General features: G+C 48.0%; 12 protein-coding genes. All 12 read left to right on the top strand.

Features of this window, described 5'->3' with window-relative positions; genetic code table 11:
• The first annotated feature begins 115 nt into the window (after positions 1-115).
• The 12 genes from QZT80_RS21735 to QZT80_RS21790 all read left to right on the top strand — a co-directional run bounded on the left by QZT80_RS21735 (position 116) and on the right by QZT80_RS21790 (position 17,396).
• Positions 116-1,693: a M28 family peptidase gene (locus QZT80_RS21735; RefSeq protein WP_295127177.1), complete on the top strand. Its 1,578-nt coding sequence runs from the start codon at positions 116-118 to the stop codon at positions 1,691-1,693.
• A 116-nt stretch (positions 1,694-1,809) separates the two neighbouring features.
• Positions 1,810-2,358: a DUF4136 domain-containing protein gene (locus QZT80_RS21740; RefSeq protein ID WP_295127180.1), complete on the top strand. Its 549-nt coding sequence runs from the start codon at positions 1,810-1,812 to the stop codon at positions 2,356-2,358.
• Between the two features lie 186 nt (positions 2,359-2,544).
• A complete protein-coding gene (locus QZT80_RS21745) occupies positions 2,545-3,090 on the top strand; it encodes an HdeD family acid-resistance protein (protein WP_295127183.1) in 546 nt (181 codons plus the stop codon).
• A gap of 101 nt (positions 3,091-3,191) precedes the next feature.
• Positions 3,192-5,537, top strand: coding sequence for an ATP-dependent helicase (locus QZT80_RS21750; protein ID WP_295127186.1), 2,346 nt, complete (start codon positions 3,192-3,194; stop codon positions 5,535-5,537).
• Positions 5,537-5,998 (top strand): regulatory protein RecX, encoded by a 462-nt coding sequence (locus QZT80_RS21755; RefSeq protein ID WP_295127189.1) that lies wholly within the window; start codon positions 5,537-5,539, stop codon positions 5,996-5,998. Before QZT80_RS21750 ends, QZT80_RS21755 begins: the two co-directional genes overlap by 1 nt.
• 85 nt (positions 5,999-6,083) lie before the next feature.
• Positions 6,084-6,875 carry an amidohydrolase gene (locus QZT80_RS21760; RefSeq protein WP_295127192.1) on the top strand — a complete coding sequence of 264 codons (792 nt, stop codon included), beginning with the start codon at positions 6,084-6,086 and terminating at the stop codon, positions 6,873-6,875.
• Positions 6,876-6,950: 75 nt separating this feature from the next.
• Positions 6,951-8,051, top strand: coding sequence for an N-acetylglucosamine-6-phosphate deacetylase (gene nagA, locus QZT80_RS21765; protein WP_295127194.1), 1,101 nt, complete (start codon positions 6,951-6,953; stop codon positions 8,049-8,051).
• Positions 8,052-8,072: 21 nt separating this feature from the next.
• Positions 8,073-9,752, top strand: a complete 1,680-nt coding sequence (locus QZT80_RS21770) for a glycosyltransferase family 39 protein (protein ID WP_295127197.1) — start codon at positions 8,073-8,075, stop codon at positions 9,750-9,752.
• A 352-nt stretch (positions 9,753-10,104) separates the two neighbouring features.
• Positions 10,105-10,746, top strand: a complete 642-nt coding sequence (locus tag QZT80_RS21775; RefSeq protein ID WP_295127200.1) for an RNA polymerase sigma-70 factor — start codon at positions 10,105-10,107, stop codon at positions 10,744-10,746.
• A 101-nt stretch (positions 10,747-10,847) separates the two neighbouring features.
• Complete coding sequence (locus QZT80_RS21780; protein ID WP_295127203.1) at positions 10,848-11,885, top strand: FecR domain-containing protein; 1,038 nt, start codon at positions 10,848-10,850, stop codon at positions 11,883-11,885.
• 156 nt (positions 11,886-12,041) lie between these two features.
• Positions 12,042-15,470 carry a TonB-dependent receptor gene (locus QZT80_RS21785; RefSeq protein ID WP_295127205.1) on the top strand — a complete coding sequence of 1,143 codons (3,429 nt, stop codon included), beginning with the start codon at positions 12,042-12,044 and terminating at the stop codon, positions 15,468-15,470.
• 36 nt (positions 15,471-15,506) lie between these two features.
• Positions 15,507-17,396, top strand: coding sequence for a RagB/SusD family nutrient uptake outer membrane protein (locus tag QZT80_RS21790; RefSeq protein ID WP_295127208.1), 1,890 nt, complete (start codon positions 15,507-15,509; stop codon positions 17,394-17,396).
• Positions 17,397-17,422: the final 26 nt, after the last annotated feature.

Raw genomic sequence — 17,422 nt, forward strand, 5'->3', positions numbered from 1 at the left:
ACCGCGGTTAGGGCCGTTAATACGGCAGTGAACAAGATATTTACCGGCAATAGGCAACTATTGCCGGTATGTTTTTGAACCGGTACTTATCTTTTTGAACCAACATCTCTGCATAATGAGAACATTTACCCTGTTAACTAGCCTGCTCGCTGCCAGCACCTGCGCTTGTGCGCAAACGCCCACGGCATCAAAGTCAGGCGCAGACACATACGGCAAAAGCATTACCGCTGCCGATCTTAAGAAACATCTGTACTTTATTGCCGGCGATAAAACCGAAGGCCGCGAAACCGCTACCAAAGGTCAGCGTGTAGCCGCAGCTTATATTGCCGCACATTTTAAGAAACTGGGCCTTAAACCCGGCGCCAATGGTCAATGGGAACAATACTTTTCCATGGTGCAGGATTCTGTTACTGCCAGTACGCTCAGCGTAGGCAAACAGACCTTTACTTTCGGTAAAGACTACCTGATCAGTGTACGCGACGCCAAGGACCAGGACGTGAAAAATGCACAGATCGTGTTTGCAGGATATGGCATCAGCACCGAAGGGTACGACGACTATAAAAACCTCGGCAACCTCGACGATAAAATCGTAGTGGTACTGGAAGCAGAGCCGATGGGTGAAGATGGTAATTACCTACTGAGCAAAAACAAACGCCCTTCTGCCTTCGCCGATGCCCGCGCAAAAGCGAGAACGGCTGGTGGTAAAGGTGCCCGTGCGATTTTTATTATATCGCCCCGCCTGGCCGATCCGGACGTATTAAAATACATGGCTCCCAGCATGTCTAAAACCCGGTTTTACATGAAGGAGAACCTCATGCAAACCATGGAATACATTCCTAATACTTACCTGGTTTCGCCTGCATTGGCAGAAGGAGTGTTCGGTAAAGCGGTGTTAGACAGTATGACGGCTTCCGTAAAAGGTAATCGTCCTTATACTTCCGCCACCAGCGGCCCTGTGAACCTTAGTCTCAAAAAAGGCACTATCGAAAATAAATCGAGCAACGTGCTGGGATATATGGAAGGCACCGATAAAAAGGACGAGATCATTTTTATTACGGCGCATTACGATCACCTGGGTAAACATGATGGTAAAATATTTTACGGAGCAGACGATGATGGTTCGGGCACCGTATCGGTAATGGAAATAGCTGAGGCGTTTACCAAGGCGAAAAAAGCCGGTAAAGGTCCCCGCCGGAGCATTGTATTTATGACCGTGAGCGGAGAGGAAAAAGGCTTACTCGGTTCTAAGTACTACACCGATAACCCAATTTACCCGCTGGCCAACACTGTTACCGATCTTAACATCGATATGATAGGCCGTATTGATCCCGAGCATCAGTCCGATTCTAACTATGTATACATCATAGGCGACGATAAACTTAGTTCCGACCTGCGCCCTATCAGCGAGCAGGCCAACAACAAGTACACAAACCTGAAGCTGGATTACCGTTACAACGATCCTAACGATCCTAACAGGTTTTACTACCGCTCAGACCATTACATGTTTGCGCAGCATAATATCCCGATCATCTTCTATTTTAACGGTGTACATGCCGACTACCACAAGGCAACCGATACCGTAGAAAAGATATCATACGGCATGCTGCAAAAACGCGCAAGGCTGGTGTATTATACCGCCTGGGAAATCGCTAACCGCGAAGAACGGATTAAGGTAGACAGGCACGAGAAATAAGCTATAAATTGATATTTGAACAGTCCCGCTTTTTAAGGAAGCGGGACTGTTTGTTTTTATCCCCAACCATTTAGGCCCAGAGTTTGTTCCTGTATACATAATCAATCCATCGTAACATGAAGACAATATTCCTGGGTGTTGCGCTAACCCTGATCGTATTTGTTGCCGGCTGCAGTACCAGCGGGCGCGTAGTAAACCGCGAACCGGCCGACGGTTTTTCGTTATCCCAATATAAGACCTTCAATTTTTTTGATGTGGAAACGAGTGGCGATTCTAGTATTTCGGGCAACTCATACCAGGAGGGGGTAACGTTGTTAAAGCGTGAAATTGCCCGCCAACTGACGCTGCATGGTTTACAGCAGGCCGCCAATCCCGATTTACAGGTAAATATTGGGCTGGTCGTAACCGAAAAGGTACAAACCCGTCAAACTGACTTTCGTACAGATGCGCCCCGTTACGTGGGCCAGCGAAACTACTCATGGAAGAGCGAAGATGTGGAAGTAGGCCGCTATAAAGAAGGTACCGCCACCGTACACCTGGTAGACCGTGTGCAGAACAAAATGGTATGGCGCGGTGTGGTGGAAGAGGTCGTGGCTTCCCGCAAAGCCAAACGGGAGGAACAGGTAACTGCCGCTATCGCTAATCTGTTTAAAGATATTAAATAGGATTACTGCTGTTGCAGTGTGCGACGCAACGGGGGCTTAATACTTATTCTGTTGTTGGAGCCAAAGATATATTTATAAAGACGTGGTACTCGTTCTGTAAATAGCCGCCCGAACATTTTCGCAACAGGCTTGTTAGAGTGTATACCGGGCAGTAGCGCCCGATTATTCCCAAAATCATCGGTATATATGAAGAACTATTTCTCTGCTTATTGGTGGGTATTTCTCCTGCGGGGTGTATTGGCCATCTTTTTTGGGCTGATGGCGTTGTTCTGGCCAGTGGTTACTTTCGCTACGCTCATTATTTTCATGGGCGCTTATCTTTTTATTGATGGCGTTTTTTCGGTGCTTGGTGCGATTGGTGCGCGTAAGTACAATGAAAACTGGTGGGTGATACTGCTATCCGGCATCTGCGGCATTATACTGGGCTTTCTCACGTTTACCAATCCGCTGGCGCTGGGCGAGTTCGTTATTTACATGGTGGCCTTCTGGGCTATTTTTGTGGGGTTGATGGAGATTATTGTGGCGATACGCCTCCGTAAAAAGATAGAAGGAGAAGGCTGGTACATCCTGGGTGGTATTATTTCTATAGTTTTCGGCGTATTGTTTCTGATCAACCCGATTGCGGCAGCAGTTACCCTCACCTGGATGTTTGGATTTTATGCAGTCGTAGCAGGAATTCTCTTAATATCTCTTGCCGTTCGCCTGCGCAAACACAACAGGAGCCTGCGGTAGCGAATAGTTCACAGATGATTTCATGATCCCGCCAGCAAATCGTAATTTTACACGCTTCGGAAAGAAGTTCTAACAATTACGATTTAACACCAAACCCGGGAATGAATCCAAACTACTTAAACGAGCTGAATGAAAGGCAGCGGGAAGCCGTAATGCACATTAACGGTCCCCTGATGATCGTGGCCGGCGCCGGCTCCGGCAAAACTAAAGTACTGACTATGCGTATTGCACACCTCATGAGGAACGGTGTAGACGCATTTAATATACTCTCACTTACCTTTACCAACAAGGCCGCCAAGGAAATGAAGGAAAGGGTGGAAAAGATCCTGGGCGGCAACGAAGCCCGTAACCTTTACATCGGTACCTTCCACTCCGTATTTGCCCGCCTGCTCCGCTCAGATGCCGATAAAATCGGTTATCCCCGCGACTTCACCATCTACGATGCGGACGATGCCAAAAGTGTGGTAAAAACGATTATCAACGAGTTGAACCTCGACGATAAACATTACAAACCCAACCTGATATACAACCGCATCTCCGCAGCCAAAAACAGCCTGATGAGCCCGGAGTCGTACCAGCACGATTATTATGTTACACAGGAAGACATGCGCGCAAACCGTCCTATGACGGGAAAGATTTACGACATGTACGCCAAACGCTGTTTTAAGAACGGTGCAATGGACTTTGATGACCTGTTGTACAAATTCCATATACTGCTTAAAACGGTGCCCGATGTACTGGCCAAGTACCAGCACAAGTTTAAGTACATCATGATCGATGAGTATCAGGATACCAACCCCGCACAGTACGAAATCATTAAACTGCTGGGTGCTGTTCACGAAAATATTTGCGTGGTGGGCGACGATGCGCAGAGTATTTACTCTTTCCGCGGTGCTACCATCAAAAACATCTTACAGTTCGAGAAAGATTATACAGATACGCACGTGGTGAAACTGGAGCAAAACTACCGTTGTACCAAAAGCATCCTGGGCGTAGCGAACGAAGTAATTTCGAAGAACAAAGGTCAGATAGAAAAGAAACTGTGGACGGATAACTCAGAAGGTGAAAAGATACGCCTGGTACGTACCATGACCGATAACGAAGAAGGTAAGTACGTTGCCGATACAGTGCAGGAACAAAAGCTGCGCAACCACTACGCCAACCGCGATTTCGCCGTATTATACCGCACCAACGCGCAAAGCCGGTCTATAGAGGAAAGCCTGCGCCGCCTGGCCATCCCTTACCGTATTTACGGTGGTATTTCATTTTACCAGCGTAAAGAGGTAAAAGACTTCCTGGCGTACCTGCGTATTGTGATGAATGCCCGCGATGAGGAAAGCCTCAAACGTATTATCAATTACCCTATTCGCGGTATTGGTAAAACGTCTATCGATCGCGCTATACTGGCCAGCAACGAACAAAACATTACGATGTGGGAAGTGCTGGAAAGGGCGAAAGAGTTTGGCTATAAAGGTGGTACCCTGGAAGCTATCGAGAACTTTGTGCTGATGATCCGCAGTTTCCGCTCGATGCTGGAAAAAAGCAATGCCTACGATGTAGCTGTACAGATCGGTAAAAGCACCAACATTGTAAAAGAACTGTTTAACGATAAAACGACGGAAGGTCTTGCCCGTTATGAAAACGTGCAGGAGTTGCTGAACTCCATAAAGGAATTCACTGAAACACCTACCGAAGATGGTGAACTGCTGGAAAAAACGCTGGGTACTTACCTCCAGCAAATTACGCTGCTTACCGATGCAGACAAGGGCAACGATGAAGACAGTGATGTAGTGAAACTGATGACCATTCACGCGGCAAAAGGCCTGGAGTTCCCGGTGGTATTTACTGTGGGAATGGAAGAAAGCCTGTTTCCAAGCGGTATGTCTATCAACTCCCGCGAAGACCTGGAAGAAGAACGCCGCCTGTTTTACGTGGCCGTTACCCGCGCCAAGTCTAAATTATGGCTTACTTACTCCAATAGCCGTTACCGTTTTGGACAACTGCAGCAAAATGAACCCAGCCGCTTCCTGGAAGAAGTGCCTGAGAAGTTTGTGGACCGTAGTTATGCCGGTGGTGGTGGTATGCGTAACAGCTTTGGCGGCAGTGGCGGAACTGGCAGAGGCGTTGGCGGTGGTGGCAATGTATTCGACCGTGTGCAGAAGAAAGCACCAGGTCAGGCGCAAACTGCTACACCATCGGGTCCGAGGCCTATGCCTAAACCCGCAGCAGCTGCATCTACCCACGTACCAACGGCCGGTTTTGCACCTGATGATCCGGCGACAATGGAGCCCGGTATGAAAGTGGAACACCAGAAGTTCGGTTTCGGTACCATTATGAACATGGAAGGCGCTTCCAACAACAGGATCGCCACCGTGGTATTCCCTAAGGGCGGCGGAGAAAAGAAGATCATGCTCAACTACGCTAAACTGCGTATTGTCAGAGACTAATGAACGAACAGGAATTACAGAAATTAAGGAATTATTGTGCATACCAGGAGCGCGCCCATTCAGAGGTGCGCTCCAAATGTTTTGACCTGGGCCTGAAGGGCGAACACGTCGACCAGCTGATCGCACAGCTGGTGGAAGAAAACTTCCTGAACGAAGAACGTTTCGCCATCGCCTTCGCCGGCGGCAAGTTCCGCATGAAGCAATGGGGGCGAAAGAAGATTACCCAGGAACTGAAGATGAAGCAGGTGTCGGTGTACTGTATCAAAAAGGCATTGCTGGAAATAGACGAGGATGATTATATGCAGGCGCTGCATAAGCTGGCGGAAAAGAAATACACCAGTTTGCGCGGCGACCAGCACCTGAAAAGGCAGTATAAAACCATGCAGTTCCTGCTACAACGTGGTTTTGAACAGGAACTGGTACGCGAAACTGTTGAACAGATCGCAAAATCAGGCGCTTAAAAGGGAAAATATTTAAATTTTTCTAAGCCCCTGCTCCGTAAATTTGTTGTTACCCCGCAAACAACGGGAAAAGAATATTAAGTATATGTCCGATCTTACCGTAAGTCTTATTCAGGCTAATCTCCACTGGGAAGATAAAGCAGCCAACCTGGCGATGTTTGATGCGAAGATAGATGCCATCAAAGAGCGTACTGAAGTCATTATTTTGCCGGAAATGTTTAGCACCGGTTTCAGCATGCAGCCCGAAAGGCTGGCCGAAACGATGGATGGCAGTGCCGTGCAGTGGATGAAGAAGAAGGCGAAGGAGAAGAACGTGATCATTACCGGTAGCCTGATCATCGAAGAAAACGGCGAATACCTGAACCGCCTGATCTGGATGCAACCCAACGGGGTATACGGCACCTACGATAAACGCCACCTGTTCGCTTTTGCAGATGAACATAACCATTACCAGCCGGGCGATAAACGCCTGATCGCACAGGTAAAGGGGTGGAAGATAAATCTCACGGTGTGTTACGACCTGCGTTTCCCGATATGGTCGCGCAACACCATGGGTGAAGACGGCACACCGGCATACGACCTGTTGATTAATGTAGCCAACTGGCCCGAAAGGCGTAATGTGCATTGGAAAACATTACTGCATGCCCGCGCTATCGAAAACCAGTGTTACGCTATTGGCGTAAACCGTGTAGGCGACGACGGCAACAATATTTACCACAGCGGCGATACCAGTTTGATAGACCCGCTCGGCGAAATTATATACCGCAAGGAACACGAAGAAGATGTATTTACCTACACCCTCTCGCGCAAGCACCTGGACGAAGTTCGCGGCAGGCTGCCTTTCCTCAAAGATGCGGACAAGTTTATGATCCTTTAGGAGAACGGGCCATGTATACATGGCCCGTTTTTTTTGGATAACCGGATATGTGAATGATCAACTTAACCAAACGTTATGCTGCAGGCTTACACCAACGGAAACATCGCCACTCCAAATGGATGGCTTAAAGATCACACCATTCTTACTGAATATGGCGAAGTAAAGGCAATTGTACCCAATGCAGAAGCACCTGCAGACGCTGTCGATCTTAACGGTCACTACATTGCGCCTGCCTTTATAGACATGCAGATCTACGGTGGCAATGGCCAGCTGTTTTCTTTATATCCCAGCGTACACTCGCTGGCGGCTGTATACGAATACAGCAAAAGTGGCGGTGCAGCTTACTTCATGGCCACCATACCTACCAGCTCGCCCGAACTGATGAGTGAGGCCATGCAGGCAGTAAAGGATTACTGGGCACAGGGCGGTCAGGGTTTGTTAGGTCTGCACCTCGAAGGCCCTTTTATGAACCCGGTTAAAAAGGGCGCGCACATCGAAGGTTTCATTAAATCGCCCACAACGGAAGATATTGACTGGATACTCGACGAAGGCCGGGACGTTGTAAAGATAATGACCCTCGCCCCGGAACGCTGCGATCCTGTACTGGTTAAACGGATGATGGATGCAGGTATTATCATTTCCGCAGGGCATAGCAATGCAACTTACGGAGAGGCTTATGCGGCATTTGAGTACGGTATTCCCGCTGCAACACATTTATTTAACGCCATGTCGCCTTTCCAGCACCGCGAGCCGGGCATGGTAGGTGCTATTTACGATCATCCGCGGGTGCTGGCAAGCGTGGTGGCCGACGGGGTGCATGTGGACTTTAACGCCATCCGCATCAGCAAAAAAATACTGGGCGATCGCCTGTTCCTGATTACCGATGCGGTGGAAGAGAACACACGCGGCACCTACCAATACCTGCGCCGCGGCGACCGCTTCGTTACGGAAAACGATGTGCTGGCGGGCTCCTGCCTCACGATGTTGCAGGCCGTGAAGAACTGCGTGGAAAAAGTGGGCATTGAGTTATCGGAAGCACTAAAAATGGCCAGCGAGTACCCGGCAAGGTTATTAAAGCGGGAAACCCCGCTGGGCGTAATCGCTCCCGGTTATGAGGCCGCTTTTGTGGTGTTGGACGAAGCGCTGGAGCTAAAACAATTGATCCTGCCCCAGTAACATTTCATAACTTCGCCACCTATGTCTACGCTTACCAGTTACATCCGGAACGATAAATACAAGAGCCTTTTTTACCTGTTGTGGTTCGTGCTCGGCGTTACCCAGGCCGCTTATACCGGCTTGCTGGACGATGAGGCCTACTATTGGGTATATAGCCGTCAGCTTAGCTGGGGCTATTTTGACCATCCGCCAATGGTGGCCCTGCTGATAAAGCTGGGTTACTCCGTGTTTCATAACGAACTGGGCGTAAGGATCGGTATGGTGATCTTGAACCTGCTCACCCTCATGCTCGTCGACCAGATGATAAGGCCAAAGAACAACCGCGTTTTTTACCTGATCATGGGCGGAATGGGTGCTATGCAGATAGGTGGTATGCTGGCCGTACCGGATGTACCGCTGATTTTCTTTGCCACACTTTACTTCTACATCTACAAACAGTTTCTCGAAAAACAGGACTGGCAAAATACCATACTACTGGGACTTAGCATGGCGCTTATGTTCTATAGTAAGTACCATGGCATATTACTGGTTTTCTTTACCGTGCTTTCCAATGTAAGCCTGCTTAAAGTGACCAAGTACTACATTGCCTGTGTCATCACCACCCTTCTTTTCCTGCCACATCTTTACTGGCAGTACGCGCATCACTTCCCCTCCATACAATATCACCTGGTAGAACGTAATGCGGAGCAGTATGACTTTAACTACACCGCGGAATATATCGTGAGCCAGATATTGGTATACGGGCCGGTTGTTGGATGGTTGTTACTCTATTATGCCTTTACCAGCCCGGTGATGCGTACTTTCGAACGTACTTTGAAGTTCTGCCTTACCGGTGTATTGGTGTTTTTCCTGATCAGTACCTTCAAAGGCCGGGTGGAAGCTAACTGGACCTCAATGATATTTACACCGCTGGTCATACTGGCGCATCAGTCCATAATCAGGAACCGCCGCAGCCTGAAGCCGCTGATATATACCTTGCCGGTGACTTTGTTGCTGGTATTTGTTTTCCGTGTATACATGGTTTGGGATTTTATTCCGGATATCCATGTACGGCCGGAGCTGCATCATAATAAAGAATGGGCACAGGCAATAAAGGCAAAAGCGGGCGACCGTCCCGTGGTATTCTTTAACAGCTACCAGGCGCCTTCCAAATACATGTTTTATGCGGGTGGCGAATCGTATAGCCTTAATAGTGTTACCAACCGCCGCAGCCAGTACAACTACTGGCATATGGAAGAGCCGTTGTATGGTCGCAGCGTGCTGCTGGCCGGTGGCTACCGGAAACTGTTCGGCGCCGCGCCCGATAGTCTGGAGGACAGTCACGGTAAATTGTATCTCGAAAATTATGATCGCTATAGCTCCTACTCGCTCATCCAGTTCGCATGGGCTGAAAATGAGATAGAAGCAGCGCCGGGTGCGGAGGTGCATTTCAGGTTAGGCGTAGAATCGGGGTATGACAGGCAGCCGCCCATGTTCGACGATAAGCCGGCTTACGTGGGGTATGCCATTACCGGTAAAGACAAATACCTGGATACAGTGCGCACCAACCTGCTTTTAAAGGATGCTTTGGGCAAAGATTCGATAGACCTGCAGGTGAAAATGCCGGTCGCGCCGGGCAAATACCGGTTAAAATACAGCATTTTTGTACCCGGTTTACCGCCAACACATAACAGTCAAACGGTAAAAGTTACCATAAAATAATCCCCAAGCCCGGCCGTTTTAGCCGGGCTTTTTTAATGCCTTACCCGCCCGCGTTAGCATAGTGGTTAGTCGGCTGTATTTCGCTATGGTACAGCCGTTGCGACGCTCCGTTCATCGCCGGTGCTGCTATGGGGCAGCAGCCATTATGTGTTCCTTTTTGCTAAATATTTCCTATTCCCTAAAAAAAGTTTCTTGCATCAACCCGTTGTAAAATCAAATATTAACATCTACTTTAGGAACTAATTCCATGTTATTACAAGATCGGCCTTAGTGAACTAGCAACCAGGGTTTTACCAGCGCATTAAAGAAAACAGAAACTGATTCCGTCGTTACCGGCAAAAAATGTTACCGGATGAATACTGATAAAATCCATCTCTCTACCTTATGGCAATACGTGTGTGAACAGAGCGACCAAAAAGCTTTCGAGGAACTATTTACCCTCTGTTATTCACGCCTGGTAAAGTTTGCCACCGAGTACCTGCAAAGCGCGGAAGCCGCCGAGGAGGTAGTGTCCGACGTGTTCATGAAACTGTGGACCGGGCGTAAACAGTTTACAGACATAGCATACATCGATAAATACCTGTTTACGGCCGTGCGTAACCAGGCCCTGAATCATTTACGCCAGTTTTCCAGTTACCGGGTGCTGCCGGCCGACGAAGCGGGCGAAGCCAACCTGGTAAATACTTTCGATCCCTGTACTGCTACGGAGTGGCGCGAACTGCTACTTCGCCTCGACGAAGCGGTAGAAATGCTGCCGCCAAAACGCCGTATGGTTTTCCGTCTTATTAAAGAAGAAGGCTTTAAACCAAAAGAAGTGGCTGAAATCCTCCACCTTTCTCCCCGCACCGTAGAAACCCAGTTATTTCAGGCGGTTAAGCAGTTGCACACCATCCTGGACCCGTACCTCTCGCAGTACCGGGAAAAGTCGCGCTCCCTGGATGCCTTATCTGTGGCTGGTTTGCTGGCGGTACTGCTGCCCGCGCTGACGCCATAATTCTTTCCTGAAATTTTTTTTCAATCCCAATACGTACACTCCACCCGTTTAGGTGTCTTTAGTATATAAGGGCGCCAATCGGGCCAATCCACGTTATGCTTATGCAAACAGACAGGTATATATGGCTATTATCAAAAAAGCTTTCGGGCGATATTTCTGCAGAAGAACTGCAGGAGCTGGAAGCTATTATGAAGGCCGACCCAAGTTTGACCAAAGGCCAGGAACTGATGCAGAAGTTCTGGAAAAATAAAGAAGATGCAGATGATCATGCACTTACCGCCCGCGCTTTCGACCGGCTGGTTTCTCAAATGAAACAAACCGACGAAAACAACTGGCCCGACACGGCGCCTTTTCCTAAAAGAAGACCTTTATCCCTTTATCTAAAAGTCGCTGCCGCAGTACTGGTACTGGTAGCGAGCGCATGGCTGATTTATTTCACCACGCTAAAAACCAGCGATCTTCGCTCGGCACGTAACCAGCGCGGTACCCGCTCGCTTATTAAACTGCCGGATGGTACAACTGTATGGCTAAATGCCGATAGTGAACTAAAGTATCCCCCCCGTTTTTCTGAAAACAGCCGCGATGTATACCTTAGCGGTGAAGCCTATTTCGATGTAGCTAAGGACGCTTCCCGGCCTTTTGTGGTACACACCGATCGTATGAATGTGAACGTACTCGGCACCATCTTTAACATTAAATCGTACCCTGGCGACGGGGCCTATGAAGCAACGCTGATCAGCGGTGAAGTGGAAGTTGTACTCGCCTCCCAGCCAGGTAAAAAGATACGCTTAAAACCCTCTGAAAAACTGATCGTACCCGCAAAAGATTCTTCTGCCATAGCGCAGTTAACCCCACCGGTTATCAGCGCACCAACCTATTATCCGCTGGAGGATAGTGCTATTATAGAAACCGCGTGGGTAGATAACAAGATGTTATTCCGCGATGAAACCTTTGCCAGCCTCGCTACAAGAATGGAGCGCTGGTACAATGTGACCATCCGTTTTGAAAATAAATCAGTGGAAGAACTCCGCTTTAGCGGCATATTTAAAAAGGAAACTTTAAACCAGGCATTACAGGCGTTACAGTTAACGGAGTCATTTAATTACCGGCAGGAAGAAGATACAATTATCATTTATTAAAGCTAAAACAAGCCATTATTAGAGAAGTAACAGATAAACAACCAAAATAAAAAACGGGAAATGTCAGCGCATTCCCCGCTTAACTAGCATTTAATGGAGGCCTTAGTTTTGAGCGACCGCGGCTTCCGATTTTTTACTACTAATTCTACGTAAGTTATGAAAAAAAAGCATCTGGTGCATGCTTTCGGACCGCCGCATGTGCTGCTAAAGGTATTCGTCGTTATGAAATTGACCTTTTTACTTATCCTCGTTTCTTTCCTTCACATTTCTGCAGCGGTACACTCGCAGGACAAGGTTTCTATGTCCTTCCAGTCGGCTGACATACGGAAAGTGCTGATGGCGATAGAAGCGCAAACAAAATATCACTTCCTTTTCAGCGAACGTAAGCTGCAGGCTGATAAAAAAGTAGACCTGAACGTGAAGGAGGAAGATGTGTTTAAAGTGCTGGAAACAGTGCTGCCAATGGCTAACCTGCAGTACAAATTACTGGAGGGTAACCTTATTGCCATTACCACTAAAGGCGACAACAACGAAAGTATCGCCGCCCTCGTGCGTAAAGACGCCCGTGGTTTGGTAACGGATACGGCCGGTTTCCCGCTGCCCGGTGTTACCATCGCGGTTAAGGAAAAGCCGAGTGTAGGTACGACTACTGATCTGAGTGGTAAATACATCCTGGACATCCCGGATGGGGCTACCACGCTTATTTTCAGCATGATCGGTTACGATAAGCAGGAAATAGTGATCAATGGCCGCGATGTAATTAACGTACAACTGGCTCCCGCCAGCAACCAGCTGGACGAAACGGTGATCGTAGGTTTTGGTAAACAGAAGAAAAGAGAAGTGGTAGGCGCGGTAACTACGATCAATCCAAAAGAACTGAAAGTGCCTTCCAGTAACTTAACTACGGCCCTGGCCGGACGTATGGCCGGCGTTATTGCCTACCAGCGCAGCGGCGAACCTGGTGCCGATAATGCGGACTTCTTTATCCGTGGCGTTACCACTTTCGGTTACAAAAAAGACCCGCTGATCCTGATCGATGGTATTGAATTAACCAGCACCGACCTGGCCCGTTTGCAGGTAGATGACATCGCCAGTTTTTCTATTTTGAAAGATGCGACTTCTACCGCACTGTACGGCGCCCGTGGCGCAAATGGTGTAATACTCGTTACCACGAAAGAAGGTAGCGAAGGCAAGGCAAAAGTATCTGTAAGGGTAGAAAATTCCTTATCTGCCCCCACTAAAAACGTTGAACTGGCCGACCCTATCACATACATGCGCTTAGGCAACGAAGCCGTACTTACCCGCGACCCGCTGGGCGTACTGCCTTACTCTGAAGCTAAAATCGACAATACGATAGCTGGTACCAATAAATACGTGTACCCGGCAACGGATTGGCGTAAAGAGCTGTTTAAGAACAACGCAAATAACCAGCGTGCGAACTTCAACGTATCGGGTGGTGGTAAAATAGCGCGTTATTACCTGGCCGCTACTTTTAACCAGGATAATGGCGTGTTGAAAGTAGATAAGCGTAACAACTTCAACAATAATATCAACTTAAAAACATACGCACTGCGTTCGAATGTAAACATCAACCTTACAAAAACCACCGAAGTAGGTGTGCGTTTGTACGGTACTTTCGATGATTATAACGGTCCGCTTAACGGGGGTACGCAAATGTATAACCGCGTCATGAACGCCAACCCGGTGTTGTTCCCTGCCTACTTCCCTGTGGATAGTGCGCACACCCATACCCAGCATATCATGTTCGGTAACTATGGTACCGGTAATTTTATTAATCCCTATGCCGATATGGTACGCGGGTATAGAGAGTATACCCGCTCCAATATCCTGGCGCAGTTCGAAGTAAAGCAGAACCTTGCTTTTATTACAGAAGGGTTATCGCTGCACGCAATGTTTAACACCACACGTACTTCGTTCTTCGATGTGTCGCGCTTTTACAATCCCTTCTGGTACCAGGTGGGGCTGTACGATAAATACGCCAATTCGTACGATCTGGTACAACTGAACCCCAATGGTGGTACAGAATACCTGAACTACGACGAAGGCCAGAAGGACATTAACGCTACTACCTATATTCAAACAACGGCGAACTATAACCGTACGTTTTTTGATAAACACAACGTAAGCGCTATGATGGTGTTCCTGATGAACAACCAGATTACCGCTAACGCCGGCAGCCTGCAATTGTCGCTACCTCACCGGAACATAGGTTTGTCGGGCCGTTACACTTACTCTTACGATAACCGTTACTTCGCCGAATTTGATTTTGGCTATAATGGTTCCGAAAGGTTTTATGAGGACAAGCGTTTTGGTTTCTTCCCATCTGTGGGCGGTGCCTGGCTGATATCTAACGAAAAATTCATGAAGCCTTACGAGCGTATCGTGCATAACCTTAAACTGCGCTATACTTATGGCCTGGTGGGTAACGATGCGATCGGTGCGCCGGAAGACCGCTTCTTCTATCTCTCTGATGTGAATATGAACGATCCGAGCCGTGCGTCGGTATTTGGTACGGATAATGGTTACGGCCGCAATGGCGTGTTCGTAAATCGCTACGGTAACAATAGTATCACCTGGGAAACTGCTACCAAAACTAACTGGGGCTTAGAGGTTGGCTTGTTCAATAATCTTAACATCTTACTGGACGTGTACTCCGAACATCGCCGCAACATCCTCATGACAAGGGCATCTATCCCGGTAACCATGGGTGTGCTGGCAAATGCGGACGTGAAAGCGAACATTGGCGAAGCAACCGGTAAAGGTCTGGACCTTTCGGTGGATTACAGCCATAACTTCTCCCGCCACTTCTGGGTACAGGCAAGGGGTAACTTCACCTATTCTACCAGCAAGTTTGAGGTGTATGAAGAGCCTGACTACGATGAGAAATATCTATCCCGCGTAGGCTCTCCGTTATCGCAGGTAAGAGGTTACATCGCCGAACGTTTGTTTGCAGATGATAAAGAAGTGCTTAACTCGCCTCAGCAAAGCTTTGGCGAATACGGCGCAGGTGATATCAAGTTTCATGATGTAAATGGGGATGGCATTATTTCTACCCGCGACATGGTAGCCATTGGTTATCCCACTACACCTGAAATCGTATACGGCTTTGGTCTTTCTACCGGTTATCGTCAGTTCGATATGTCGGCGTTTTTCCAGGGTCTGGCACGTGAATCTTTCTGGATAGATGCAAATGCAACAGCGCCGTTCGTAAACGATCGTGCTTTGCTGAAGGCCTATGCAGATGATCATTGGTCGGAAGATAACCGCAACCTGTACGCGTTGTGGCCACGCCTGAGCAACAGGGCTATTAACAACAATACGCAAAACAGTACCTGGTTTATGCGCAACGGTGCTTTCCTTCGTTTAAAAACAATGGAGATCGGTTACACTGTTCGTCCTGCCGCAGCTAAAAGAGCGAAGATCGAAAAGGCGCGTATTTATGCCAGCGGTATCAACCTGCTCTCCTTTAGCCGTTTTAAACTCTGGGATGTGGAAATGGGCGGTAATGGATTGGGTTATCCGGTACAACGCGTGATCAACTTAGGCGCACAAATTTCATTTTAACAATCAGCACTCATAGATATGCTAATAAGAAACGTTATGAAAAGACTCAGGCTATGGCTGGTACTGTTATGCTGGCCGGTGGCTTTTTCCTGCCATTACTTAGATATTGTGCCCGACAATGTGGCCACGGTGGACTATGTGTTCCGTATGCGTGCAAAGGCCGAGCAATACTTGTTTACACTATATAGCTATCAGCCCCGTTATACGGACGCTTATAACTACCATACCATACTGGGCGGCGACGAACTGTGGGCCAACGACTTTAACGTAAACCAGGTGAGGCCTGCCTGGCAAATAGCCCGTGGTTTCCAGAACATAGTAGACCCGTACAGCAACTACTGGGGCGGCTCTCAGGGCGGCCGTGGTATGTTTACCGCACTGCGCGATTGTAACACCTTTCTCGATAACATCGATAAGGTGCCGGATATGGACGAGTACGAGAAAACAAGGTGGAAAGCAGAGGCTAAATTCCTGAAGGCTTACTACCACTTCTTCCTGTTCCGGATGTATGGCCCTATTCCTTTAATTGAAAAGAATATTCCTATTTCTGCAGGTCCGGGCGAAGTGAAGATAGGGCAGGCTTCTGTAGATTCGTGCGTGAATTATATTGCGCATTTGCTGGACGAAGCAGCGGCTGATTTGCCTGATAAAATCCTGAATGATGCTACTGAAGCAGGCCGTGTTACAAAGGCCATTGCGCTAAGCGTAAAGGCACAACTGCTCATTACCGCCGCCAGCCCGTTGTTTAACGGTAATACCGATTATGCGGATTTCGAGAATAAGAAAGGTGAAAAACTTTTCCCTCTTCAGTATGATGCTACTAAATGGGAACGTGCTGCACTGGCCTGCAAAGCAGCTATTGACCAGTGCCATGAAGCCGGATTTAAGATTTACTATTATAATCCAGCCTTCCTGCCATTTATCGTTTCCGAACAAACAAAAACAGAAATGAGTGTGCGCAGTGCCTTGTGTGAAAAATGGAACACAGAAATAATATGGGCAAGCACTAATAACACCGTATCTACTTTGCAGTTGGAAGGTCTTCCCAAGCTGTACAACAGCGATAAACAATCTGGTACCATGGGGAGCTTCGGTGTGCCCTTGAAAGTAGTAGAGCAGTTTTATACAAAGAATGGTGTACCTATCGATGAAGATGTTACCTGGGATTACAATAACCGTTACAGCTTACGTACTGGCACGAATGCAGACAGGCTCACTATTAAACCCGCCTATGTAACCGCGGCCCTCAACTTTGATCGCGAAACCCGCTTTTATGCCGACTTAGGCTTTGATGGTGGCAGATGGTTTGGTCAGGGCCGTTTCTCCGATTCGGACAATGTATACGTAGAAGCTAAACTGGGACAAATAGCCAATAACCACGCATGGGCATATTCGATGACAGGTTACTGGCCTAAAAAACTGGTGAACCCTTCAACAGTGTCCAGCGCTACCGAAGTAACTGTAAGGACTTATCCATGGCCGCTCATCCGCCTGGCCGATCTTTACCTGATGTACTCCGAAGCCCTCAATGAAAGTGAAGGCCCGGGTGCAGAAGCCTATAAATGGATCAACCTGGTGCGTACCCGTGCGGGACTTAAATCTGTAGAAGAATCCTGGACCACTTATTCCTCCAATCCTACTGCCTACACTACCAGAGATGGTTTCCGGAAAATTATTCACCGCGAACGCCTGATAGAAATGGCTTTCGAAGGTGGCCGTTTCTGGGATTTACGTCGCTGGAAAGAAGCAGAAGCGGTAATGAACGAACCGGTGAGAGGTTGGAACTATACAGGTAAAACGGCGGATGTGTATTATCAGCCACGTTTGTTGTATAACCAATCATTCCGCAAACGTGATTACCTGTGGCCTGTAAGAGAAAACGATTTGATTGTAAACAACCTGCTGGTGCAAAGCCCGGGCTGGTAATCCTATTGTTCAAGTTTAATTTTTAG

It is taken from the genome of uncultured Chitinophaga sp., assembly GCF_902168175.1.
Lineage (GTDB): Bacteria > Bacteroidota > Bacteroidia > Chitinophagales > Chitinophagaceae > Chitinophaga.